Annotated in this window: 20 protein-coding genes; 12 read left to right on the top strand and 8 right to left on the bottom strand. The window is 60.7% G+C overall.

What is annotated here, in order from left to right; all coding sequences use genetic code 11:
* Nucleotides 1-34: 34 nt before the first annotated feature.
* Nucleotides 35-541, bottom strand: coding sequence for a peptide deformylase (gene def, locus HU806_RS21765; RefSeq protein WP_053126951.1), 507 nt, complete (start codon nt 539-541; stop codon nt 35-37).
* 154 nt (nt 542-695) lie between these two features.
* Here def and HU806_RS21760 point away from each other — a divergent pair, with 154 nt between their 5' ends.
* The 3 genes from HU806_RS21760 (at nt 696) to tsaC (ending at nt 3,533) form a co-directional block, all read left to right on the top strand.
* A complete protein-coding gene (locus tag HU806_RS21760) occupies nt 696-1,721 on the top strand; it encodes a LysM peptidoglycan-binding domain-containing protein (RefSeq protein ID WP_186614245.1) in 1,026 nt (341 codons plus the stop codon).
* 80 nt (nt 1,722-1,801) lie between these two features.
* A complete protein-coding gene (dprA, locus tag HU806_RS21755; protein WP_186614243.1) occupies nt 1,802-2,902 on the top strand; it encodes a DNA-processing protein DprA in 1,101 nt (366 codons plus the stop codon).
* A gap of 73 nt (nt 2,903-2,975) precedes the next feature.
* Nucleotides 2,976-3,533, top strand: a complete 558-nt coding sequence (tsaC, locus tag HU806_RS21750; protein WP_186614241.1) for an L-threonylcarbamoyladenylate synthase type 1 TsaC — start codon at nt 2,976-2,978, stop codon at nt 3,531-3,533.
* A 127-nt stretch (nt 3,534-3,660) separates the two neighbouring features.
* On the opposite strand, the gene HU806_RS21745 is transcribed toward tsaC, so the two are convergent.
* The gene (locus HU806_RS21745) at nt 3,661-4,638 is read right to left on the bottom strand and encodes an NADPH:quinone reductase (RefSeq protein ID WP_186614239.1); all 978 of its coding nucleotides are present in this window, start codon (nt 4,636-4,638) and stop codon (nt 3,661-3,663) included.
* 165 nt (nt 4,639-4,803) lie between these two features.
* Between HU806_RS21745 and hemF the strand changes: the two genes are divergently transcribed.
* Nucleotides 4,804-5,718: an oxygen-dependent coproporphyrinogen oxidase gene (hemF, locus tag HU806_RS21740; RefSeq protein WP_186614237.1), complete on the top strand. Its 915-nt coding sequence runs from the start codon at nt 4,804-4,806 to the stop codon at nt 5,716-5,718.
* Between the two features lie 12 nt (nt 5,719-5,730).
* Nucleotides 5,731-6,561 (top strand): shikimate dehydrogenase, encoded by an 831-nt coding sequence (aroE, locus tag HU806_RS21735; protein WP_186614235.1) that lies wholly within the window; start codon nt 5,731-5,733, stop codon nt 6,559-6,561.
* Here the strand turns inward: aroE and HU806_RS21730 are convergent.
* The 3 genes from HU806_RS21730 to betC form a co-directional block, all read right to left on the bottom strand.
* Nucleotides 6,551-8,119, bottom strand: coding sequence for a SulP family inorganic anion transporter (locus tag HU806_RS21730; RefSeq protein ID WP_186614233.1), 1,569 nt, complete (start codon nt 8,117-8,119; stop codon nt 6,551-6,553). The genes aroE and HU806_RS21730 overlap by 11 nt on opposite strands.
* A gap of 184 nt (nt 8,120-8,303) precedes the next feature.
* On the bottom strand, nt 8,304-9,224 hold the full coding sequence (choX, locus tag HU806_RS21725) for a choline ABC transporter substrate-binding protein (protein WP_186614231.1): 921 nt from the start codon (nt 9,222-9,224) through the stop codon (nt 8,304-8,306).
* Between the two features lie 15 nt (nt 9,225-9,239).
* Nucleotides 9,240-10,757, bottom strand: a complete 1,518-nt coding sequence (gene betC, locus HU806_RS21720) for a choline-sulfatase (protein WP_186614229.1) — start codon at nt 10,755-10,757, stop codon at nt 9,240-9,242.
* Nucleotides 10,758-10,871: 114 nt separating this feature from the next.
* On the opposite strand from betC, the gene HU806_RS21715 reads away from it, so the two are divergent.
* Nucleotides 10,872-11,822 (top strand): choline sulfate utilization transcriptional regulator, encoded by a 951-nt coding sequence (locus tag HU806_RS21715; protein ID WP_186614227.1) that lies wholly within the window; start codon nt 10,872-10,874, stop codon nt 11,820-11,822.
* A 5-nt stretch (nt 11,823-11,827) separates the two neighbouring features.
* Here HU806_RS21715 and HU806_RS21710 read toward each other — a convergent pair whose 3' ends face one another.
* The gene (locus HU806_RS21710) at nt 11,828-12,487 is read right to left on the bottom strand and encodes an NAD(P)-dependent oxidoreductase (protein WP_186614225.1); all 660 of its coding nucleotides are present in this window, start codon (nt 12,485-12,487) and stop codon (nt 11,828-11,830) included.
* Nucleotides 12,488-12,572: 85 nt separating this feature from the next.
* Here HU806_RS21710 and HU806_RS21705 point away from each other — a divergent pair, with 85 nt between their 5' ends.
* From HU806_RS21705 to HU806_RS21680, 6 genes are all read left to right on the top strand, one after another.
* Complete coding sequence (locus HU806_RS21705; protein ID WP_186614223.1) at nt 12,573-12,911, top strand: DOPA 4,5-dioxygenase family protein; 339 nt, start codon at nt 12,573-12,575, stop codon at nt 12,909-12,911.
* Nucleotides 12,912-13,161: 250 nt separating this feature from the next.
* On the top strand, nt 13,162-14,469 hold the full coding sequence (locus HU806_RS21700; protein ID WP_186614221.1) for a CitMHS family transporter: 1,308 nt from the start codon (nt 13,162-13,164) through the stop codon (nt 14,467-14,469).
* Nucleotides 14,470-14,548: 79 nt separating this feature from the next.
* Nucleotides 14,549-15,316, top strand: a complete 768-nt coding sequence (locus tag HU806_RS21695) for a TerC family protein (RefSeq protein WP_186614219.1) — start codon at nt 14,549-14,551, stop codon at nt 15,314-15,316.
* 248 nt (nt 15,317-15,564) lie between these two features.
* Entirely contained in the window at nt 15,565-17,223 is a 1,659-nt protein-coding gene (locus tag HU806_RS21690) for a Na/Pi cotransporter family protein (protein ID WP_186614218.1), read from the top strand.
* Nucleotides 17,224-17,391: 168 nt separating this feature from the next.
* Nucleotides 17,392-18,780, top strand: a complete 1,389-nt coding sequence (locus HU806_RS21685; RefSeq protein WP_186614216.1) for a M16 family metallopeptidase — start codon at nt 17,392-17,394, stop codon at nt 18,778-18,780.
* Between the two features lie 55 nt (nt 18,781-18,835).
* A complete protein-coding gene (locus HU806_RS21680; protein WP_186614213.1) occupies nt 18,836-19,843 on the top strand; it encodes a DUF5924 family protein in 1,008 nt (335 codons plus the stop codon).
* 18 nt (nt 19,844-19,861) lie between these two features.
* Here the strand turns inward: HU806_RS21680 and HU806_RS21675 are convergent, their stop codons facing one another.
* Nucleotides 19,862-21,091, bottom strand: a complete 1,230-nt coding sequence (locus HU806_RS21675) for a spore maturation protein (protein ID WP_186614211.1) — start codon at nt 21,089-21,091, stop codon at nt 19,862-19,864.
* A gap of 120 nt (nt 21,092-21,211) precedes the next feature.
* Nucleotides 21,212-22,543 (bottom strand): glutamate/aspartate:proton symporter GltP, encoded by a 1,332-nt coding sequence (gene gltP / locus HU806_RS21670; protein ID WP_186614210.1) that lies wholly within the window; start codon nt 22,541-22,543, stop codon nt 21,212-21,214.
* Nucleotides 22,544-22,936 lie beyond the last annotated feature (393 nt).

Raw genomic sequence — 22,936 nt, 5'->3', positions numbered from 1 at the left:
AAGGCTTGCCGCAGCAAGCCTTTGAAGAAGGGCATCAAGCGTTCTGGCGATGGATCTTTTCCAGTTTTTTCTTGATCCGGTCACGCTTGAGATTAGACAGGTAATCGACGAACAACTTGCCGTTGAGGTGGTCGCATTCGTGCTGGATGCACACCGCCAGCAAGCCTTCGGCGATCAGCTCGTAAGGTTGGCCGTCACGGTCCAGGGCCTTGATCTTGACCTTTTGCGGACGGTCGACGTTTTCGTAGAAACCCGGCACCGAGAGGCAACCTTCCTGGTACTGCTCCATCTCGTCGGTGAGGGTTTCGAACTCGGGGTTGATGAACACCCGGGGCTCGCTGCGGTCTTCGGAGAGGTCCATGACGACGATACGCTTGTGCACGTTGACCTGGGTCGCGGCGAGGCCGATGCCTGGCGCCTCATACATTGTTTCAAACATGTCATCGACCAGCTGACGCACTTCGTCGTCCACTACGGCCACTGGTTTGGCGATAGTGCGCAGGCGCGGGTCCGGAAATTCGAGAATGTTCAAAATGGCCATAAGCTTGATAAATGCACGTGTGAGGTAAAGTCGGGTGGCTGGCCTGGCGTGTGTCGGGATGCAGGCTACCGTTGTAAAACGTTGCTCTTGAATAGAGCGAGCCACGGGGGCTCTGGCGTTTTACGCGAACGCACATAATAAAGGGATTCACCGCATGAGGAAATCACTACTCGCCCTGCTGCTCCTGGCCTCGGCTGGTATCGCGCACGGGCAAGTGCAACTTCGGGAAGGTTTTCCGCAGCAATACACAGTGGTCCAGGGGGATACGCTGTGGGACATTTCCGGCAAATACCTGCGCGAACCCTGGAAATGGCCCGAGCTCTGGCAGGCCAACCCGCAGATCGAAAACCCCAACCTGATCTACCCCGGCGATACCCTGTCGCTGGTCTACGTCAATGGCCAGCCACGGCTGACGCTCAATCGCGGCGTCTCGCGCGGCACCATCAAATTGTCGCCGCGCGTGCGCAGTTCGCCGGTGGCCGATGCCATCCCAAGCATTCCCCTGCAAGCCATCAACAGTTTTTTGCTGAGCAACCGCATCGTCGACACAGCGGAAGATTTCAACAAGGCGCCGTACATCGTCGCAGGCGATGCCGAGCGCGTGCTCAGCGGCACCGGCGATCGTATCTTCGCCCGCGGCGATTTCGATCCGAGCCAGCCGGCTTACGGCATCTTCCGCCAGGGCAAGGTCTATACCGACCCCGAGACCAAGGAGTTCCTGGGGATCAACGCCGATGACATCGGCAGCGGTGAAATCATCGCCACCGAAGGCGACGTCACCACCCTGGCCCTGCAACGCACCACCCAAGAGGTGCGCCTCGGTGATCGCCTGTTCAGCGGCGAAGAACGCTCGATCAATTCGACGTTCATGCCCAGCGCGCCGAAATCCGACATCAATGGCTTGATTCTCGATGTGCCACGGGGTGTAACGCAGATCGGCGCGCTGGACGTGGTCACCCTGAACAAGGGGCGGCGCGACGGGTTGGCCGAAGGCAACGTGCTGGCGGTGATGAAGACTGGTGAAACCGTGCGCGACCGCATTACCGGCGCCCCGGTGAAGATCCCCGACGAGCGCGCCGGCCTGCTTATGGTGTTCCGCACCTACGACAAGCTCAGTTATGGCCTGGTCTTGTACGCCTCGCGATCGTTGGCGGTGCTCGACAAGGTGCGCAATCCATAACGGGTCTCACAAGTTACCAACAGAGTTATCCACAGCTTGTCCTCGTTTCAACGGGGTTACTCACGATCAAGGATTGATCTATGCCATTGCCTGAATCCGCTTCGGTTCCGCCTGCGGAACTGGAGGCCCGTCTGCGCTTGCATCGCTTGCCGGAACTGGGACCTAGACGCTTCATGACCTTGATGGAAGCTTTCGGCTCAGCCTCCAAAGCCATCAGCGCCCCCGCCAGCGCATGGCGGGCGCTGGGGTTGCCCGCCGCGTGCGCCGAAGCCCGACGCGCCCCGGAAATACGCGACGGCGCCGCCCACGCATTGGCCTGGCTAGAGGGTCCGGCCCAGCATTTACTGATGTGGGACCAGCCCGACTACCCGGCACTGCTGGCACAGATCAGCGACGCGCCGCCGCTGCTGTTCGTCGCTGGCGACCCCTCGATACTGGAAAAACCCCAGTTGGCGATGGTTGGCAGTCGCCGAGCATCGCGTCCGGGCATGGACACGGCGGCGGCGTTTTCCCGAAGCCTGGCCGGGGCTGGTTTTGTCATCACCAGCGGCCTGGCGTTGGGCATCGACGCGGCCGCTCATCAAGCAGCGTTGGATGTCGGTGGGCAAACCATCGGCGTGCTCGGCACCGGTCTGGAAAATTTTTATCCACAGCGCAATCGTCGGCTGGCGGAGGCGATGATTGCCCAAGGCAGCGCGGTGCTTTCGGAGTTCCCGCTGGACGCGCCGCCCCATGCCAGCAACTTTCCGCGCCGCAATCGAATCATCAGCGGCTTGTCCCTTGGCGTGCTCGTGGTCGAGGCCAGTGTCGCCAGTGGTTCGCTGATCACTGCGCGCCTGGCGGCGGAACAGGGCCGCGAGGTCTATGCGATTCCGGGGTCCATCCATCACCCCGGCGCCCGGGGCTGCCATCAACTGATCCGTGACGGCGCGGCGCTGGTGGAAACCGTCGAGCACATCCTCGAAGCCTTGCGGGGTTGGCAGCGGCTATCCATCAGTGCCCAGCCGGCACCGGTGACGCACCCGCTGTTGCGCCTGCTCCATGCGGCGCCGTTGACCAGTGAGGCATTGGCCGATGCCAGCGGCTGGGGCTTGTCCAAGGTCCTGGCGGCGTTGACCGATCTGGAAATGGAGGGACGAGCGACGTGTGAGCACGGGCGCTGGTTCGCCCGAACAAGCTAGGTTTGCTCGCTAGGTTTTATGGGGAAGATCGGTAAACTGCGCACAGCCTTATTTGTGTTGCGGAGAATCTTTCATGGTCAACAGTTGGCGTGTGCAACAAGCCGCGCGAGAAATTCGCGCCGGGGCGGTGATTGCCTATCCAACCGAAGCGGTCTGGGGCCTGGGTTGCGACCCGTGGAATGAGGACGCGGTGGAGCGCCTGTTGGCGATCAAATCCCGTCGGCCCGACAAGGGGCTGATACTGGTGGCCGACAACATTCGCCAGTTCGACTTTCTGTTCGAGGACTTCCCCGAAACCTGGATGGACCGCATGGCCAGCACCTGGCCTGGGCCCAATACCTGGCTGGTGCCGCACCAGGACCTGCTGCCGGAATGGATCACCGGCGTGCACGACACCGTCGCGCTGCGGGTCAGCGATCACCCGATTGTCCGGGATCTGTGCTCATTGGTCGGCCCGCTTGTCTCCACCTCGGCCAATCCCCAAGGGCGCCCGGCGGCGCGGACGCGGATCCGTGTCGAGCAGTATTTCCGTGGGCAGATCGACCTGGTGCTGGGCGGCAACCTGGGCGGACGCAAGAACCCGAGCGTGATTCGCGACCTCGCTACCGGCAAGATTGTTCGGCCTGACTAGATCCCCTGTGGCGAGGGAGCTTGCTCCCGCTGGACCGGTCCGACGCTTCGGGCGCAGCAGTCCCCATTTTGCGGCCATTTCGCGACCGAGCGGGAGCAAGCTCCCTCGCCACAAGAGCCCATTTGGCTCAAGGCAAAAGTACGGTCGACCCCGTCGTACGCCGCGCCGACAACTCGGTATGGGCCTTGGCCGCGTCCGCCAGGGGAAAACGCTGGTTGATGTCCACCACGAGCTTGCCGCTGGCGATCATGGCGAACAGTTCATCAGCCATGCGTTGCAGGTTTTCGGCGTTATTGGCGTAGGTCGCCAGGGTCGGGCGCGTGACGTACAGCGAGCCCTTGCCCGACAGGATTCCCAGGTTCACGCCGTCCACCGCACCGGATGCGTTGCCGAAGCTCACCACCAGGCCGCGGGGAGCGGTGCAGTCGAGTGACGTCAGCCAGGTGTCCTTGCCGACGCCGTCGTACACCACCGGGACCTTCTTGCCGTCAGTCAATTCCAACACACGCTGTACGACGTTTTCTTTGCTGTAGTCGATGACTTCCCAGGCGCCGTGGGATTTGGCGATGGCGGCTTTTTCCGCCGAGCTGACGGTGCCGATCAGCTTCACGCCCAAGGCCTTGGCCCACTGGCAGGCCAGGGAGCCCACGCCACCGGCGGCGGCATGGAACAACACGGTTTCGCCGCCCTTGAGCTCGTAGGTCTGACGCAGCAGGTACTGCACGGTCAGGCCCTTGAGCATCACGCCGGCGGCCTGCTCGAAACTGATCGCCTCAGGCAGATGGACCAGATTGGCTTCAGGCAATACGTGCACATCGCTGTAGGCGCCCAGCGGCCCGCTGCCATAAGCCACGCGGTCGCCGACCTTGAAGCGAGTCACGTCCGACCCGACGGCCTCGACCACACCCGCTCCTTCGGCGCCGAGCCCCGACGGCAGGGCCGGTGGCGGATAAAGACCGCTGCGATAGTAGGTGTCGATGAAATTCAGGCCGATCGCCCGGTTGCTGACGCGCACCTGCTGCGGACTTGGCTCGGCGGGCGAGTACTCCACGTACTCAAGCACTTGCGGACCGCCGTGGGAACTGAACTGGATACGTTTGGCCATCTTCACCTTCTCCTTATCGTGGGACTTTTTACCAAGCCTGCTATCGGACTCCTAAGCTTGATCTTCGTCAACTGTGGTGTGAGTGGATGCGGTGTTATCCTGTGCGCCCATTTTGCCGGCGACCCTTTGTGCGTCGCGTAACGTAGCCCTGATCAAGGTGATGTCATGACTACTCGCACCGAGGCCGTGAAAGCCTATCTGCTCGACCTGCAGGATCGCATCTGCGCAGCCCTGGAAACCGAGGACGGCGGCACTCGCTTCGTCGAGGATGCCTGGACCCGCCCCGCTGGCGGCGGTGGTCGCACACGAGTCATTGAAAACGGCGCGGTGATCGAAAAGGGCGGCGTCAACTTTTCCCACGTCTTCGGCAGCGGTCTCCCACCGTCGGCCAGCGCCCACCGGCCGGAACTGGCCGGGCGCGGCTTCGAGGCCCTGGGCGTGTCGTTGGTGATCCATCCGCGCAATCCGCACATTCCAACGTCCCACGCCAACGTGCGCTTTTTCATCGCCGAAAAGGAAGGTGAAGAACCCGTCTGGTGGTTTGGCGGCGGCTTCGACCTGACCCCTTACTACGGCGTCGAAGAAGATTGCGTGCACTGGCACCGCGTCGCCCAGCAAGCCTGCGAGCCGTTCGGCCCGGAGGTGTATTCGCGCTACAAAGCCTGGTGCGACAGCTATTTCCACATCAAGCATCGAAACGAGCCCCGGGGCATCGGCGGCCTGTTCTTCGATGACCTGAACGAGTGGGACTTCGACACCAGCTTCGCCTTCATGCGCGCCATCGGCGATGCCTACATCGATGCCTACCTGCCTATCGTGCGTCGCCGCAAGCACGACCCGTATACCGCCCAGCAACGCGAATTCCAGGAGTTCCGCCGTGGGCGCTATGTGGAATTCAACCTGGTGTATGACCGCGGCACCCTGTTCGGCCTGCAATCGGGCGGCCGCACCGAGTCGATCCTGATGTCGCTGCCACCCCAGGTCCGCTGGAGCTACGACTGGAAAGCCGAACCGGGTAGCGAAGAGGCGCGGTTGACCGAATACTTCCTGCAGGATCGCGATTGGCTGGCGACAGCCTGAACAGGGGACACCATGGACCGCTACGTTGTAATGGGTAACCCGATCGGCCACAGCAAGTCGCCGTTGATCCATCGCCTGTTTGCCGAGCAGACCGGGCAGGCGTTGGACTACACCACGTTGCTGGCGCCCCTGGGGGATTTCGCCGGTTGCGCACGGGCATTTTTCCTCGAGGGTCGTGGGGCGAATGTCACCGTGCCGTTCAAGGAAGACGCCTTTCGTTTGGCCGACAGCCTGACGGAACGGGCCCAGCGGGCCGGGGCGGTCAATACCTTGAGCAAGCTGGCCGACGGCAGCCTGTTGGGGGACAACACCGACGGCGCCGGGCTGGTGCGGGACCTGACCGTCAACGCCGGTTTCAGCCTCAAGGGCAAGCGCATCCTGTTGCTGGGTGCCGGCGGCGCGGTACGGGGCGCCTTGGAACCACTGCTGGCAGAAGCGCCGGCCTCGGTGATCATCGCCAATCGGACGGTGGAAAAAGCCGAGATGCTGGCCGAACTGTTCGCCGACCTCGGGCCGGTCTCGGCGAGCGATTTCGCCTGGTTGAGAGAACCGGTGGACCTGATTATCAACGCTACGTCCGCCAGCCTGTCAGGCGATGTACCGCCGATTGCCGGAAGTCTGATCGAGCCCGGCAAGACCTTTTGCTACGACATGATGTACAGCAAGGAGCCAACCTCGTTTTGCCGCTGGACCCAGGAACACGGCGCGGCGCTGTCGATGGATGGCTTGGGCATGCTTGCCGAACAAGCGGGTGAAGCATTCTTCCTGTGGCGTGGCGTGCGCCCGGACACCGCGCCGGTGCTGGCGGAGTTGCGTCGTCAGCTCGCGGCGGTCAGTCCCTGAAAAGGATCGGGCATCGCTCCGGTCCTTCCAGCTTCAATAATTCCTCTACCACCTGTGGCCTTGCCCCGCGCAAGGTCAGGCTGCGCCCTTGGCCACGCAAGCGCCGGGCTTCCTGGTGGAGCATTTCCACGCCGGAATAATCGATGAAGTTGATCTGCTGGGCATCGATCACCACCTGTTGCGCGGGCATGCGCTGCAAGCGCACTTGCAGATAATGGCTGGCGCCGAAAAAGATCGAGCCGCCCACTCGCAGGACATCCGACTCGCCTTCACGAAAATGCTGCACCCGCGGCTGTGAGGTGCGCTTGAGATAAAAGAACAGCGAGGCCAGTACGCCGGCATAAATGGCGGTTTGCAGTTCGAGCAGCAGCGTGGCCAGGCAGGTCAGGCCCATGACCAGGAATTCCGAGCGACTCACGCGGTACAACGCACGGATACCCCGGTGGTCCACCAGGCCCCAGGCGATCAGCAAAATACTGCCGGCCATGGCGGGAATGGGAATGTGCGCGATCAGTTTCGCCCCGGCAACTGCAAACAACGCCACCCACAAAGCCGAGAACACGCCGGCCAGGGGCGAGCGCGCACCCGCCTCATAACTGAGGCCGGAACGGGTGAAGGAACCGGCTGACAGTGATCCGGCAAAAAAACCTCCAACGATATTGGAAAGCCCCTGCGCCCGAACTTCCTGGTTCGCATCGAGCAATTGCCCGGAGCGCACCGACAGCGAACGGGCAATGGACAGGCTGGTCACCAACCCGAGCATGCCCACCGCCACGGCACCAGGCAGCAGGCGCAGGATCAACTCCAGGTCCAATGGCAGCGGGGTGAACGGTGGCAGGCGCCCGGCGAAGGCGCTGACCAGCGTCACATGCCCGAACATTCCAGGCCACAACCAGACCACCAGGCTGCTGATGACCAAAGTTATCAACAGGCTGGGCCAGCGCGGGAGCAAGCGCTTGAGCACGACCCCCACCACCAGCGTCCCCAGACCCAGCAGCAACGAAGGTTTATCCACAGCCCCGATGTGGCTGAACAACATGAGCAGGCTCTTCAGGGCTGTGGCTTCATTCGGCAAGTCCAGGCCCAGCAGGTTCGGCAATTGCCCCAACGCAATGACAATCGCCGCACCCAGCGTAAAACCCAGCACCACCGAGTGCGAAACAAAATTGACCAGCGCCCCGAAACGCAACAGCCCAAGCAGCCATTGGAATATTCCCGCCAACACCGTCAGTAACAGGATCAACATGATGTAGTCCTGGCTAGCGGGAACGGCCAAAGGGCTGACAGTGGCGTACAAGACAATGGAGATTGCTGCCGTAGGACCGCAGATCAAGTGCCACGACGATCCCCACAGGCAGGCGATCAGCACCGGCACGATCGCCGCGTACAAGCCGTACTCCGGCGGCAGGCCGGCAATCAGCGCGTAGGCAATGGACTGCGGCAACGCGAGAATCGCACCGCTGAGGCCGACGATCAGGTCGCGGCCGACACTGGCCCGGGTCTGCCGAGGAAGCCAGCTCAGGAAAGGGAAAAGCGAATGGCGGGTGGGGATTGCCATGGGGCCTCAAAAAACGGGGTTTGGCGCAAGAGTATCAGGTGAGCCAACGTGGCGAGGGAGCTTGCTCCCGCTGGAGAGCGCAGCTCTCCCAAAACCAATCACGCAGATCCAGCTGATACTGCGCTTTCAGGTTCCGAGGCTGCTTCGCAACCCAACGGGAGCAAGCTCCCTCGCCACAAGAGCTTTATAGCTTGGCCTTCACCGCCGCCAGCGCATCCTTGCCATCAACGGTTTTCACGCCGTCCAGCCATTTATCCAGCACCGCCGGATTAGCCTTGATCCAGGCCTTGGCCGCTTCGGCGTTGCTGACCTTCTTGTTCACCACTTCGGCCATGATGCTGTTTTCCATTTCCTGGGTGAAGCTCAGGTTGGTCAGCAGCTTGCCAACGTTCGGGCAGGCCTGTGCATAACCTTTGCGCGTCAGCGTGTAGACGCTGCCGGTGTCACCAAAGTATTTCTCGCCACCCTTGAGGTAATGCATCTTCAGTTGCACATTCATCGGGTGCGGAGTCCAACCGAGGAAGGTCACGAATTTCTGTTTCTTCACGGCCCGGGAAACTTCCGCCAGCATCGCCTGTTCGCTGGATTCCACCAGTTTCCAGTCACCCATGTTGAAATCGTTGGTCTTGATGATCTCCTTGAGCGAAAGGTTGGCCGGGGCGCCGGAACCGATGCCGTAGATCTTCTTATCGAATTTGTCGGCGAATTTGTTCAGGTCGGCAAAGTTATGCACACCCGCGTCCCAGACATAGTCCGGCACCGCCAAAGTGAATTCGGTGCCATCCAGGTTCTTCGCCAGTTGCGTGACGTCACCGTTGGCGACGAATTTGTCATAGAAACCCTGCTGCGCAGGCATCCAGTTACCCAGGAATACATCAACCTGGCCGTCCTTGAGCCCGCCAAAGGTGATCGGCACCGCCAGGGTGTCGACCTTGGCCTTGTAACCCATGCCTTCGAGCAGGAAACCGGTAATGGCATTGGTCGCGGCGATGTCGCTCCAGCCCGGATCGGCCATCTTCACCGTCTCGCAACTTTGCTCGGCCCACGCCGACACGCTGCTCAACGCCAACAGCCCGGCGGTCAGTACTGTGGATAACTTTTGCATGTGCTTCCCCTTACATTATTGGTTTATTTGGCAGGGTTGTGGATAACGGGCCTTGCGCTCCAGGTCGTCCAGGTCGATGTGGTTGCGCATGTATTGCTGGCTGGCATCGACCAGCGGCTGGTGGTCCCAGCTCTTGAGTTTGCCCAGGGTCAACGCCTGGGCGACAAAACGTCGGCGCCGCTGGCTGGCGAGCACCTGTTGGTGAATGGCTGGAATATCCCATTTGGCCCGCGCTTGGGCGAGAAAATCAGCCAACAGGGATTGATGCTCAGGCGAATGGCTGAGGTCTTCCAGTTCCTTCGGATCATTGCGCACATCAAACAGCAGGCAAGGGTCATCCTCGCTGTAGATAAATTTCCACGGGCCGCGACGGATCATCATCAAAGGGCTGATGGTGCCTTCGGCCATGTACTCACCAAAGACTTCGTCATGTCCGCCCTGCCCTTGCAGGTGCGGCACCAGCGAGCGGCCGTCCAGAGGCAATCCCGGTTCCAGCGTACCGCCCGCCAGTTCAACCAAAGTCGGCAGCAAGTCGGCGGTGGACACTGCGGCACCGACGCGGCTACTGGCGAACTGGCCCGGCGCGCTGATCAATAGCGGTACGCGCGCGGCCATTTCGAACCAGTGCATTTTGTACCAGAGGCCCTTTTCGCCAAGCATGTCCCCGTGATCGCCGGAGAAGACGATGATGGTGTCATCCAGCAGACCGGTTTCTTCCAGGGTTTGCAGTAACTTGCCCACATTGCTGTCGATGTAGCTGCAGGCACCAAAGTAGGCGCGACGGGCGTCGCGAATCTTATCCACAGGCAACGGCTTGCCCCACAGGTCGTAGACTTTCAACAGACGCTGGGAGTGTGGGTCAAGCTCAGCCTGGTCGGGGGTTTGCGGCAGCGGGATGTCTTTGTCGTCATACAGATCCCAGAACGCCTTGGGAATCGTGTACGGATCGTGTGGGTGCGTCATCGATACGGTCAGGCAAAACGGTTGGTCGCCGTCTTCGCGAATGTGATCGAACAAGTATTGCTGGGCCTTGAACACTACTTCTTCGTCGAAATCCAGCTGGTTGGTACGCACGCATGGCCCGGCCTGCAACACCGAGGACATGTTGTGATACCAACTCGGCCGTACATCCGGCTCGTCCCAATTCACGGCCCAGCCATAGTCGGCCGGGTAAATGTCGCTGGTCAGGCGTTCCTCATAGCCGTGCAACTGGTCCGGCCCGCAGAAATGCATCTTGCCGGACAGCGCCGTGCGATAGCCGAGGCGACGCAGGTAATGGGCATAAGTGGGAACGTCCGCAGGGAAATCCGCCGCGTTGTCGTAGGCGCCGATCTTGCTCGGCAATTGGCCGCTCACCAGTGTAAAACGCGACGGCGCGCAGAGCGGACTGTTGCAATACGCAGCGTCGAACACGACGCCCTGGTCGGCCAGGCGTGACAGATTCGGCAGCTTGATCGGCGACGGACCGTAGATCGGCAACATTGGCGCGGCCATTTGATCGGCCATGATGAAAAGAATGTTCTTGCGCTTCATGTATTCGCGGCATTCCATAGTGAGCGGTTATGCGATATTGCTGCGATTGAGCATGTAGCCCATGCTCTTTGGGGTAAAGCCCATGCAAGATAATGACTAGGATAAGCACAGCTTATGTATGACGCCTTGGGTGACCTGTCCCTGGACCTGTTCCGCGCCTTCGAATCAGCGGCTCGCCAGCAAAGCTTCACGGCAGCCGCGATTGAGCTGGGTACCACGCAACCGGCCATCAGCCAGCAGATCAAACGATTGGAGGAACAACTCGGCGCACGGTTGTTCGATCGCATCTACCGAGGCATCGAATTGACCGAGGCCGGTTCCATTCTGTTCGAACAGGTCCAGGCCGGCTTGCAGAGCATCGACGCCGGGCTAAACGCGATCACTGCCCAGCACCAACACGAGGTGCTGCAAGTCGCGACGGACTTTGCGTTCGCCGCTTACTGGTTGATGCCACGCCTGCATCGGTTTCATGCGGCCAATCCACAAGTGGACGTTAGCCTGGTGACCAGCGAGCGCAACCACAACATGCTGCGCACGGATATTGACGTTGCCGTCCTGTTTGGCGACGGTCGTTTCAAACAGGGCGAAAGTCGCTGGCTTTTCAGCGAAGAAGTCTTTCCCGTATGCAGCCCGCTGCTGCTCAAGGAACGCCCCCTGCCCTTGCCGGCCCAGGCCCTGTCGGAATTCCCCTTGCTGCATTTGCGCGGCGGCAACAGCAGCAGTTGGTTCGAGTGGAGTGGCGTATTCCGTGAGCTGGGCATAACGTCGCCGCCAGCTCCCGGGCAATTGCGCTTCGACAACTACACGCTGCTCATCCAGGCGGCAATCGGCGGCCAAGGCGTCGCCATCGGCTGGCGACACCTTGTGGATAACTTGCTGGCGCAGGGGTTGCTGTGCCGACCGATCGCCGAGACGGTGCTTTCCCGACTGGGGTACTACGTGGTCCTGCCCCAGCGTAAGCGCCGTGGTGTGCTGATCAAGTTGTTCGTGGATTGGCTGATGGAAGAACAGGCCAATAGTGCGGAGTCGTTGACGGGGTTGCCGCTGCCTTCTATCGCTGTTTGAGCACCTCAAGTAGCCGAGACAAAGTTGACATGCTCACCGATGTGCAGATTGAGGCGCAGTTCGTCGGCAATGCCGACCGCTACACGGCTCAGGCGCTCAAGCGATTCGGCCATGCCGGGCTCCAGGCTGGTGCTGACGTGGCTGAAATGCTCGATGCTCAACCCCTGCACGGCATAAGGCGCATTGACGAGCGTCCATTGCAGGGCACTGTTTTTCAGGGCATCAAGGATTTCTTCGGCGGCGTGGTGCTGCAAGTCATCGTCTGTCTGCTCTTCTTCCAGCACGGCAAAATTGCCCACCAGGAACAGCCGGGGAATTTTCATCGCCTGCATGCCGGCAATTAGCGCATCCACAGCCAGGACCTGCTCCACAGGACCGGGGATGAGCGTGCGCTCCACTTGCTCGCTGTTCATTGGCAGCCCCGGCGCGTTCAACAGGCACACCACAGCGTTGGCGCCGGCGACGCTCTGCTTGACTCGTTCGGGGTCGAAGAGATCCCCCGTCTTGGCGCGCAGGCCCGGGCGCGGCGCCAGGGCGGTAAGATCATCCAAAATGGCGATGACTTCGTGCTGACGTCGCAACATTTCAGCCATCAACGCACTGCCGAGGCTGCTCATGGCACCATAAAGCACCACTTTGATGACCGGGGTTTCGGCGTTTTTCATGGCTGACTTTCCTTTTTTACAGCGTGTAAAGGCTCTGACCCGTGGTTTACCGCGAGGGTTCGGCTGGTCTTTCGAGGAGTGACAGATGCAACGGATCAAGGGCTATCACGCCCACGTTTATTTCGACGCCAACACCATCGACCAGGCGCGAGCATTGTGCGAGGAAGCGGCGCAACTGTTTGCGCTGAAAATGGGTCGCGTCCATCAGCGTCCGGTCGGCCCGCATCCGGACTGGAGTTGTCAGTTGGCATTCGATCCGCAGTACATCGGCGTGGTCCTGCCGTGGCTGGCCCTCAATCGCAAGGGGCTGGTGATTTTCCTTCACCCCGACACCGGCGATGACCTGGCGGACCACACCGATCATGCGATCTGGATGGGCGCGGTGCGGCCGTTGAATCTTTCAGCTTTCAAAGCAAAAACCTGACTGCTTTTGTGGCGAAAGCCTGCTGAAAGCTTGCGCGATTAGGATCGCCTCACCTACCGGCAATAGACCGGTGGCCTAAAACGAGTCTTCGTTAGCTCGTGCGGCCCTTTTAACAACAACAATGGTGATTCTGATGTCCGCTGCTTCCCGTCCCGCTGCACCCACTCCATCCGTCCCCCTCGTGCTTTGCATTTCGCGCTGACCTGTCCGGTTCGCATTTCTTAGCCGCGCCACGCCTGGAGTATTTCCCATGCTGACTTTCCTTGGCTTCGCCATGGTCATCACGTTCATGTTCCTGATCATGACCAAGCGCCTGTCCGCGCTGATCGCCCTGATCATCATCCCGATCCTGTTCGCCCTGTTCGGTGGCTTCGCGCCGAAGATAGGTCCGATGATGCTCGAAGGCATCACCAAGCTCGCCCCGACCGGGGTGATGCTGATGTTTGCGATTCTCTATTTTGCCCTGATGATCGACTCCGGCCTGTTCGACCCGGCCGTGCGCAAGATCCTCAAGCTGGTCAAGGGCGACCCGTTGAAAGTTTCGGTCGGTACCGCCGTCCTGGCGCTCGTCGTTTCCCTCGATGGAGACGGCGCGACCACTTACATGATCTGCGTGGCCGCGATGCTGCCGCTCTACAGCCGCATCGGCATGAGCCCACGCATCATGGCCGGCCTGATCATCCTCGCCGGCGGCGTGATGAACATGACCCCCTGGGGCGGCCCGACCGCACGGGCGGCCAGTGCGCTGCATGTCGATCCGTCCGATATCTTCGTGCCGATGATCCCGGCGATGCTGGCCGGCGTCGTGGCGATCCTGGCGATTGCCTATATGTACGGTAAACGCGAGCGTGCCCGCCTGGGTGAATTGCACCTGGCCGGTGATGAAATGGACCACAGCGAAATCAGCGTTTCGCAATTTCCGGATGCCCGTCGTCCGAAGTTGATCTGGTTCAACGGCGCGCTGACCCTGGCCCTCATGTGCACCCTGATTGCCGGCCTGCTGCCATTGCCCGTGCTGTTCATGGTGGCCTTCAGTATCGCGATGATCGTCAACTACCCGTGCCTGCAGCAGCAGAAAGACCGCGTCGCGGCGCACGCCGGCAGCGTCCTGGCGGTGGTCGGGCTGATTTTCGCGGCGGGGATTTTCACCGGCATCCTGTCCGGCACTGGCATGGTAGATGCCATGTCCAAGAGCTTGTTGGCGGTTATTCCGGAGTTCCTCGGTCCTTACCTGGCGGTCATCACCGCGCTGGTGAGCATGCCGTTCACTTTCTTCATGTCGAACGATGCATTTTATTACGGGGTGTTACCGGTTTTGGCCGAAGCCGCCAGCCATTACGGCATCACCGCCGTCGAAATGGCCCGTGCTTCCATCGTCGGCCAGCCCGTTCACCTGCTGAGCCCGCTGGTTCCATCGACTTACCTGCTGGTGGCGCTGGCCGGGATCGAGTTCGGCGATCACCAACGCTTCACCTTGAAGTGGGCAGTGCTGGTTTGCCTGTGCATAATGTTCGCCGCCTTGCTGATGGGGATTTTTCCGCTGTTCAGCACTCTATAAAAGCATCGCCCGCTGCGGCGCCCCTGTCGGACCACCGAAGGGGCACGGCGCGGCCTAACACTCGCTCAAAGGAACTCACATGGAATGGCTGACCAACCCGGAAATATGGGTTGCCTTCTTTACCCTGACCGCCCTGGAAATCGTCCTGGGCATCGATAACATCATCATGATCTCGATCCTGGTCAGCCGCATGCCCAAGCACATGCAGGCGCGCACCCGGATTTTCGGCCTGGCCTTGGCCATGATCACGCGGATCCTGTTGCTGCTGTCCATTACCTGGGTCATGCGCCTGACGGCCGATCTGTTCGAAGTGTTCGGCCAGGGCATTTCCGGTCGCGACCTGATCCTGTTCTTCGGTGGCCTGTTCCTGCTGTGGAAAAGCTCCCAGGAGATGTACCACGCACTGGAAGGTGAAGACGAAAACAACGATGAGCCTTCGGGCAAGGGCGGCAACTTCATCTACACCATCATCCAGATCGCCATCATCGACATCGTGTTCTCGCTGGATTCGGTGATCACCGCGGTCGGCATGGTTTCCCATGTCCCGGTGATGGTGGCGGCAATCATCGTGGCTGTGCTGGTGATGATGCTGGCCTCGGGCACCATCAGCAGCTTCATCGACAAGCATCCATCGCTGAAGATGCTGGCGCTGTCGTTCTTGCTGGTGGTCGGTACCGTACTGATCGCCGAGTCGCTCGACGTGCATGTGCCAAAAGGCTACGTCTACTTCGCGATGGCGTTCTCCCTGGCCGTGGAAGCGTTCAACATCCGGATGCGTACGGCCATGGCGCGCAAGCGCAAGCAACAGGATCCGGTGAAACTGCGCAAGGATTTTCCCGGTCAGTAATATCGTAGGGCGATGAACAAAGGGGCTCTCGGAGCCCCTTTTTCATGCCCGCAGATAAGTGACCTGTTGCGTAACATTCAAGATCCGCAACGTCCTTGCCGAAACCTTTTTATGACAGTTTTGTTTCAAACGATTCTTTAGCTGTGCAATGCTGGCGCCCGAACCGTTCGCCAACTACAGCTTAAGTACAAGTAGAACGATGTGGCACCGTCAATTTGTCCCTTTGGGACGCTAACAGGGGGCTCCTCATGCTGACCCTGCTGAATCTTCTCTCCGCCGTGGCCTTGCTGATCTGGGGCACGCATATCGTCCGTACCGGCATTTTGCGGGTCTACGGCTCGAACCTGCGCCATGTCATTGGCCAGAACATGTCCAAGCGCTGGCTGGCGTTTATCGCAGGAATCATGGTCACGGCCATGGTCCAGAGCAGCAACGCCACCGCGATGCTTGTTACGTCCTTCGTCGGCCAAGGGCTGATGACGCTGACCCCTGCCCTGGCGACCATGCTCGGTGCGGATGTCGGCACCGCCTTGATGGCCCGCGTGCTCACCCTGGACCTGTCGTGGTTGTCACCGCTGCTGATCTTCCTCGGGGTGATTTTCTTTCTGTCGCGCAAGCAGACCCGTGTCGGGCAAATGGGCCGGGTCGGCATCGGCCTCGGCTTGATCATCCTGGCCCTGCAATTGATCGTCGAAGCCGCTGCGCCGATCACCCAGGCCCAGGGCGTGAAAGTGATTTTCGCCTCGCTGACCGGCGATATCCTGCTCGATGCTTTGGTCGGCGCGCTGTTCGCCATGATTTCCTATTCCAGCCTGGCGGCCGTGTTGCTGACTGCGACACTGGCGGGCGCCGCCGTGATCAGTTTGCCAGTGGCCATCGGCCTGGTGATCGGTGCCAACATCGGCAGCGGCATCCTGGCCTTCCTCAGCACCAGCATGCAGAACGCCGCCGGACGCCAAGTGGCGCTGGGCAGCCTGCTGTACAAGCTGATCGGCCTGGTGCTGATCATTCCGGTGCTCGATCCACTGGTGGGCTGGCTGGACAGTCTGGATTTCAGCCCCCAGGAAACCGTCATTGGCTTCCACTTGCTCTACAACTCCGTGCGTTGCCTGGTCCTGCTGCCAAGCGTCGGACCCATGGGCAGGTTGTGTGCCTGGCTGCTGCCGGAACGTCCGGAAATCAATGGTACGGCCGCGCCCCGGCACTTGGACCCCGCCGCCCTCGCCACCCCGAGCCTGGCGCTGGCGAACGCGGCCCGGGAAACCTTGCGCATCGGCGACCTGATCGAAAACATGCTCGAAGCCATGCTCGGCGTGCTGCGTGGCGAGCAAACGGCAATCACCCAGCAAGTGCGCGGCATGAGCGACGATGTCGAAGCGCTGTGCAGCGCCATCAAGCTTTATATGGCGCAAATGCCGCGTGAGGACCTCAGCGAGCAGGACAGTCGTCGCTGGGCGGAGATCATCGAGCTTGCGATCAATCTCAAGCTGGCCAGTGATCTCATCGAGCGCATGTTGCGCAAGGTCCAGCAACAGAAAACCTCGCAACGTCGATCTTTCTCCGAGGTGGGCCTGGAAGAACTGGCGGGGTTGCACAGCCATCTGATCGCCAACCTGCGCCTGGGGTTGTCGGTGTTCCTCAGCGCCGACCGGGAAAGCGCTCGCCAACTGCTGCGGGAGAAACGGCGTTTTCGCGCACAGGAACGGCGAATGGCCCACGCCCATGTCAGCCGCCTGCACCGCAAGGTCGTGCAGAGTATCGAGACCAGTTCCCTGCACTTGGAGCTGATCGCCGACATGAGGCGCTTGAATTCGCTGTTCTGCGGCAGCGCCTATGTGGTGCTGGAAACCTCGGAGATCGGCGCGCTGGCCATTGATGAAATTTCCGACATCACACATTCGCCTTGAACGACTGGCGCCTGGGCCAGTCATTAAAAAGGGCCGGACCTCAAGCCAATCGAGCCAGACAGCTCCCACGTTCATGAACACAGCGTAAATCCAAAGTGGGAACGCACCTGTTCGCGATAGGGCTGGCCCGGAATCATGGATCTTCATTCAGCTGCCAGGAAGCCCGCCATGCGTTGTCTGTTACTCGCCCTGCTTTTGTTCGGTTCCCTACCCGTGGTTGCCCTGGACCGGTTCCAGGTCGAAGGCTACACGTTGCCCAATGGTATGCAGCTGTTGCTCAAGCCCGGCAATGACCGTGGGCACGTGGCGATTCGGCTGGTGGTGGGCGTGGGCCTTGATGATTTCAAGTGCGCCGACAAGGAGCTGCCGCATCTGCTTGAGCACTTGCTGTTCAGCGGTGTCGACGATAGCGGCGAAGGCGGCCTGGAAGAACGCATGCAGGCGTTGGGCGGCGAATGGAATGCCTTTACCAGCAATGCCGATACCACGTTCGTTATCGAGGCGCCGGCGAGGAACCAACGCAAGGTCCTGGATTTGTTGCTGGCGTTGCTGACCCGCACCCGCATTGACGACAAGGCCCTGCAAGCGGCCAAACGAGTGGTTGAACGCGAAGACGGCGGGCATTACACCCATCTCCAACGCTGGCTTGACCGCCAGGACATCGGCCACAAGGCCAGTAATCAGTTGGCCGTGGAGCTGGGCTTGCGCTGCGCGGAACGGGCCGAAGTCGAGCACCTCACCCTTGCGAAAATCGAGCAGGTGCGCAAGGCCTGGTATGCCCCCAACAACATGACGCTGATTGTCGTCGGCGACCTCGACCGTCTACTCCCGGCCTACCTGGAGCGCACGTACGGCGAACTCGAACCGGTCGAGCCCAGCGTCCACGCACCGCTGCCGCAAATCCGCTACAGCGCGGTCACCAAACGCAACCTGATCCGCGGCCTGGTCGGCGACGGCGCCAAGCTTCACTGGTTGTTTCCAGAGCCGGTGCTGGAGCAGCAACACGACGAAACCTTCGACTTGCTCAAGGATTACCTGGACTGGGCGCTCTATCGTCAACTGCGCCTGGCCAACAACCTGTCCTATGGCCCTTGGGCGGAACGGGAAGTCTTGGGTGGCGTCGGCTTCATGGGCCTGAACGCCGACCTGAGCCGCGCGGACCTGCCCCAGGCGGAGCAGGCGCTGGAGGCGCTGCGTACCACCTTGCTCAAGGACGGCCTGGACCCCGAGAGCTTCGTGCGGATCAAACGCGCGGCCATTGCCCATCAATCCTGGGCCGTTCAAGGCAACAGCGCACTGGCCGACTATTACTGGAGCGCCCTGGGCGACTACGAAGACGGCCGCTTCGCCAATCCAGCGGCCCGCTTGCAGGAGGTCAGCCTGGAACAAGCCAACCAGGCCCTGCGCGAGCTCCTCAAGGACCCAGGTTACTTGCGGATCGAGAAGCCATTGGTCAGCGATGACCAGCTTGTCTGGGGATTGGGCGCATTGTTGGCGTTGGTGCTGTTGCTGCTGGCCTGGCGAGTGCGTCGCAGGGCGCGACGGAACCTGGAATGAATGGGCAGTGGTACTCTGTCAGCGATATTTCTACGACTTACTGTGAAACTGCCGAATGCCGAACCTGACTCATTTAATCCAGCGCATCCTCGAATTGATGAAGCGCTACCCAGGGGTCATCGCGCTCGGCGGTTTCATTTCCGGGGTCGGCAGTTTCATGCTGGTGGACCGTCAGCAAGGCCTGGCGACGTGGATCGCCATTATGATGCTGGTGAGTTGGCTCTGGCTGATGCTGGAAAACAGCCTGACCCGACTGTTCACCAAGATTTTCAAACGGGAAATCCCTCAGCCGCTGTTGCGTTACGCCACGCAGATGATTCACCAGGAAAGCCTGTTTTTCGTCCTGCCGTTTTTCTTCATCACCACCACTTGGAACAGTAGCCAACTGCTGTTTACCGGGCTGCTCGCCGCGTCGGCGCTCGTCTCGATCATCGATCCCCTTTACTACAAATGGCTCGCGCCTCGGCGCTGGGCCTTCCTGGCGCTGCATACGCTGACGCTGTTCGCCGCCCTGCTCACGGCGTTGCCGGTGATCCTGCACCTGACCACTGACCAGAGCTTCAAGCTGGCACTGGGCATCGCCATGCTGTTGTCGTTTCCGAGCCTGGCTTCGATCTTCCCGATCCGCACCGTGCGCAACGCCCTGGCGATTCTGTGCATCACCTTGGGGATTGGCGCCGCCGGCTGGGTCCTGCGCTCCTGGGTGCCACCCGCCACGCTGTGGATGACCGAAGTCGCGATCAGCACTCAGCTGGAAGACCGCACGCCGGGCGCCAGCCTGAAGGAAGTCAGCGCCGCCCAGATTCGCAGCAATGGCCTGTACGCCTACACCGCCATCAACGCACCGCGGGGCCTTGATGAGCGGATTTACCACGTCTGGCAATTCAACGGCAAAGAGGTCGACCGTATCGCCTTGGATATTCATGGCGGGCGCAAGGAAGGCTATCGCGCCTGGACCCACAAGCAGAACTTCCCCGGCGACCCGACGGGCAAGTGGCAAGTGCGGGTGCTGACCGAAAACGGCCAGATGATCGGTGTGTTGCGGTTCAAGGTGACGGAGTGAAACCTTGACCCCCCGCCTTCAACCGAAGAACCAGTAGCAAACCCCGATCGCCGCCAACACCCCGGCGAGCTCGGCCAACAGCGCGCAGCCCACCGCGTGGCGCGCCCGCTGGATACCCACGGCGCCGAAATAGACCGCCAGGACATAAAACGTGGTTTCAGTGCTGCCCTGAATGGTCGCCGCCACCAGGGCCGGGAAGCTGTCCACCCCGGACGTCTTCATGGTTTCGATCAGCATCGCCCGGGCGGCACTGCCGGAAAACGGCTTGACCATGGCGGTCGGCAGCGCATCGACGAAGCGCGTGTCCCAGCCAGCCCACTCCACCAGGTGCCGGATGCCGTCCAAGCCGAAGTCCAGCGCGCCCGAGGCACGCAGCACACCGACGGCACAGAGCATCGCCACCAGGTACGGCAGGAGGTTTTTCGCAACGTCGAACCCTTCCTTCGCGCCTTCGACAAACGCCTCATACACCTTGACCTTGCGCAGCGCGCCAACCACCAGGAACAGGATGATCAGGCCGAACAGCGTCAGGTTGCCAAGAATCGACGACAGCCCCGCCAACGCCGTGGCCGAGAGCGTCGCCAGCAACGCCATGAAGCCGCCCAGCACCAGCGCACCCGGGATCAGATAAGCCAGCACCACCGGATCCCACAGGCGCAGGCGCTGCATGAACGCCACCGAAAGCAGCCCCATCAGCGTCGACGCGCTGGTGGCGAGCAGGATCGGCAGGAACACCAAGGTCGGGTCCGGCGCGCCTTGCTGGGCGCGGTACATGAAGATCGTCACCGGCAGCAGTGTCAGCGACGAAGCGTTGAGGACCAGGAACAGGATCTGCGCGTTGCTGGCGATGGTCGGGCTGGGATTGAGGTCTTGCAAGGCGCGCATGGCCTTGAGGCCTATGGGAGTGGCGGCGTTGTCCAGTCCCAAGCCGTTGGCAGCGAAATTAAGGGTGATCAGGCCGATCGCCGGATGGCCAGCGGGGACTTCCGGCATCAAGCGCAAGAACAGCGGGCCGAGGGCCTTGGCCAGCCAATCGACGATGCCGGCTTTTTCCGCGATGCGCAGGAAGCCCAGCCACAGCGTCAATGTGCCGAACAGCAAGACCATGACCTCGACCGAGAGCTTGGCCATGGCGAAGATGCTTTCCACCATGGCCGCGAAAATCCCAGCGTTGCCGCCGATCAGCCACTGCGCCATTGCCGACACGGCCGCCACGATAAAGAAGCCAAGCCACAGGCCATTGAGCATCGGTAAAGTCCCCCGGAAGATGCGGCGAATGATAGCGGGGCTGGCCGAAACGACAAACCCCGGATTTCTCCGGGGTTCGCCTGGTACGTTAACAATGCTTGTGATGATCCAGGAAATGAATCAACGGTTGGACGTTTCACCGGCCGGCAGCGACTCTTTGCTGCGCCAGTGCGGCAGGGAGTTCCAGTAGCGCTGGCCCTTGGCATCGTCATACATGCCTTCCCAACGGGAAATGACCAGCACGGCCAAGGCGTTGCCGATAACGTTCAGCGCCGTGCGTGCCATGTCCATGACGCGGTCGACACCCGCGATGAACGCCAGGCCTTCCAACGGAATGCCAACACTGCCCAAGGTCGCCAGCAGCACCACGAACGATACGCCCGGCACGCCAGCGATGCCCTTGGAGGTCACCATCAGGGTCAATACCAGCAGCAATTGCTGGCTGAGGGACAAGTCAATGCCATACAACTGGGCGATGAAAATCGCCGCGATACTTTGATACAGCGTGGAACCGTCAAGGTTGAAGGAATAACCGGTAGGCACCACGAAACTGCAAATGGCCTTTGGCGCACCGTACGCTTCCATCTTCTCGATGATGCGCGGCAGCACCGTTTCGGAACTGGCGGTGGAGTAGGCCAGCACCAGCTCATCCTTGAAGATACGCATGAGCTTGATCACCGAGAAGCCGAACAGGCGAGCGATCAGACCCAGCACCACGAAGGCGAAGAACGCGATGGCGACATAAACCAGGATCACCAGCTTCGCCAGCGGCAGCAGGGAAGCGAAACCGAAGTTGGCGACGGTCACTGCGATCAGGGCGAACACGCCGATAGGGGCGTATTGCATGATCATGTGAGTGACCTTGAACATGCTTTCCGATACGCCCTGGAACATTTTTACCAGCGGGTCGCGCAGATCCGATTGCAGGCTGGACAACCCGAGGCCGAACAGAACCGAGAAGAAAATGATCGGCAGCATTTCGCCACGCGCGACGGCCGCGAAAATGTTGGAAGGAATCAGGTTGAGAATGGTCTCGACGAACGCATGTTCATGTTGGACTTCGGCGGCGGTGGCCTGGTACTTGGAAATATCCACAGTTCCCAGGGTGCTCATATCAATGCCATTGCCCGGCTGGAAGAAATTCGCCAGGAGCAAGCCGACGACGATAGCGATCGTGGTGACGACTTCGAAATAAACGATGGTCTTGAAGCCGATCCGCCCTAGTTTCTTCGCGTCTCCCACCCCGGCAATGCCGACAATCAGCGAGGAGATGACGATGGGGATCACAATCATCTTGATCAGACGGATAAAGATATCGCCTGCCGGTTGCAGCACGTTGCTGATCCACCAGGCCTTCTCGGCACTGAAATGGTTGAGCAGCGCGCCGATTGCAATCCCGAGTACCAGACCGATGAGGATCTGCCAGGCGAGGCTTAATTTTGCCTTCTTCATATCATTACCCTTACTTCAGTTGGACTCGGGCAGGACGCGGACTGACCGCCAATGACGTCAGTAGCCATGCTTCTGCCCCCGTATAAGGTCACCCGGAGCGCGTACGGCGCGCTTACTGGCAGGCGAAAAAAGGCGCAACTATTGCCACGCAAGGGGGGATCGTCTAATGCCGTAAACGCCTACCCTATGCCGAATCGGCATGAGATTTACAAATCGAAACGTTCGTCCCAAGTGGTTCGGATACGACATTCAATCAGGCATAAACGCCGTCCACCGGCCATTTCAGCGTAGTAGGGCTTGGTTTTTCAGGTAGGAGGATTCGATGAAAGGCTGCCCGGAAAGAGGGGCTTCAACCGATCAAACAGACTGAGCGCTCTCCGATATACGGTCACG

It is taken from the genome of Pseudomonas sp. SWRI154 (assembly GCF_014268645.1).
Classification (GTDB): domain Bacteria; phylum Pseudomonadota; class Gammaproteobacteria; order Pseudomonadales; family Pseudomonadaceae; genus Aquipseudomonas; species Aquipseudomonas marvdashtae.
The sequence above is the reverse complement of the archived record's forward strand: the minus strand, read 5'-3'. Positions and strand labels throughout refer to the sequence as shown.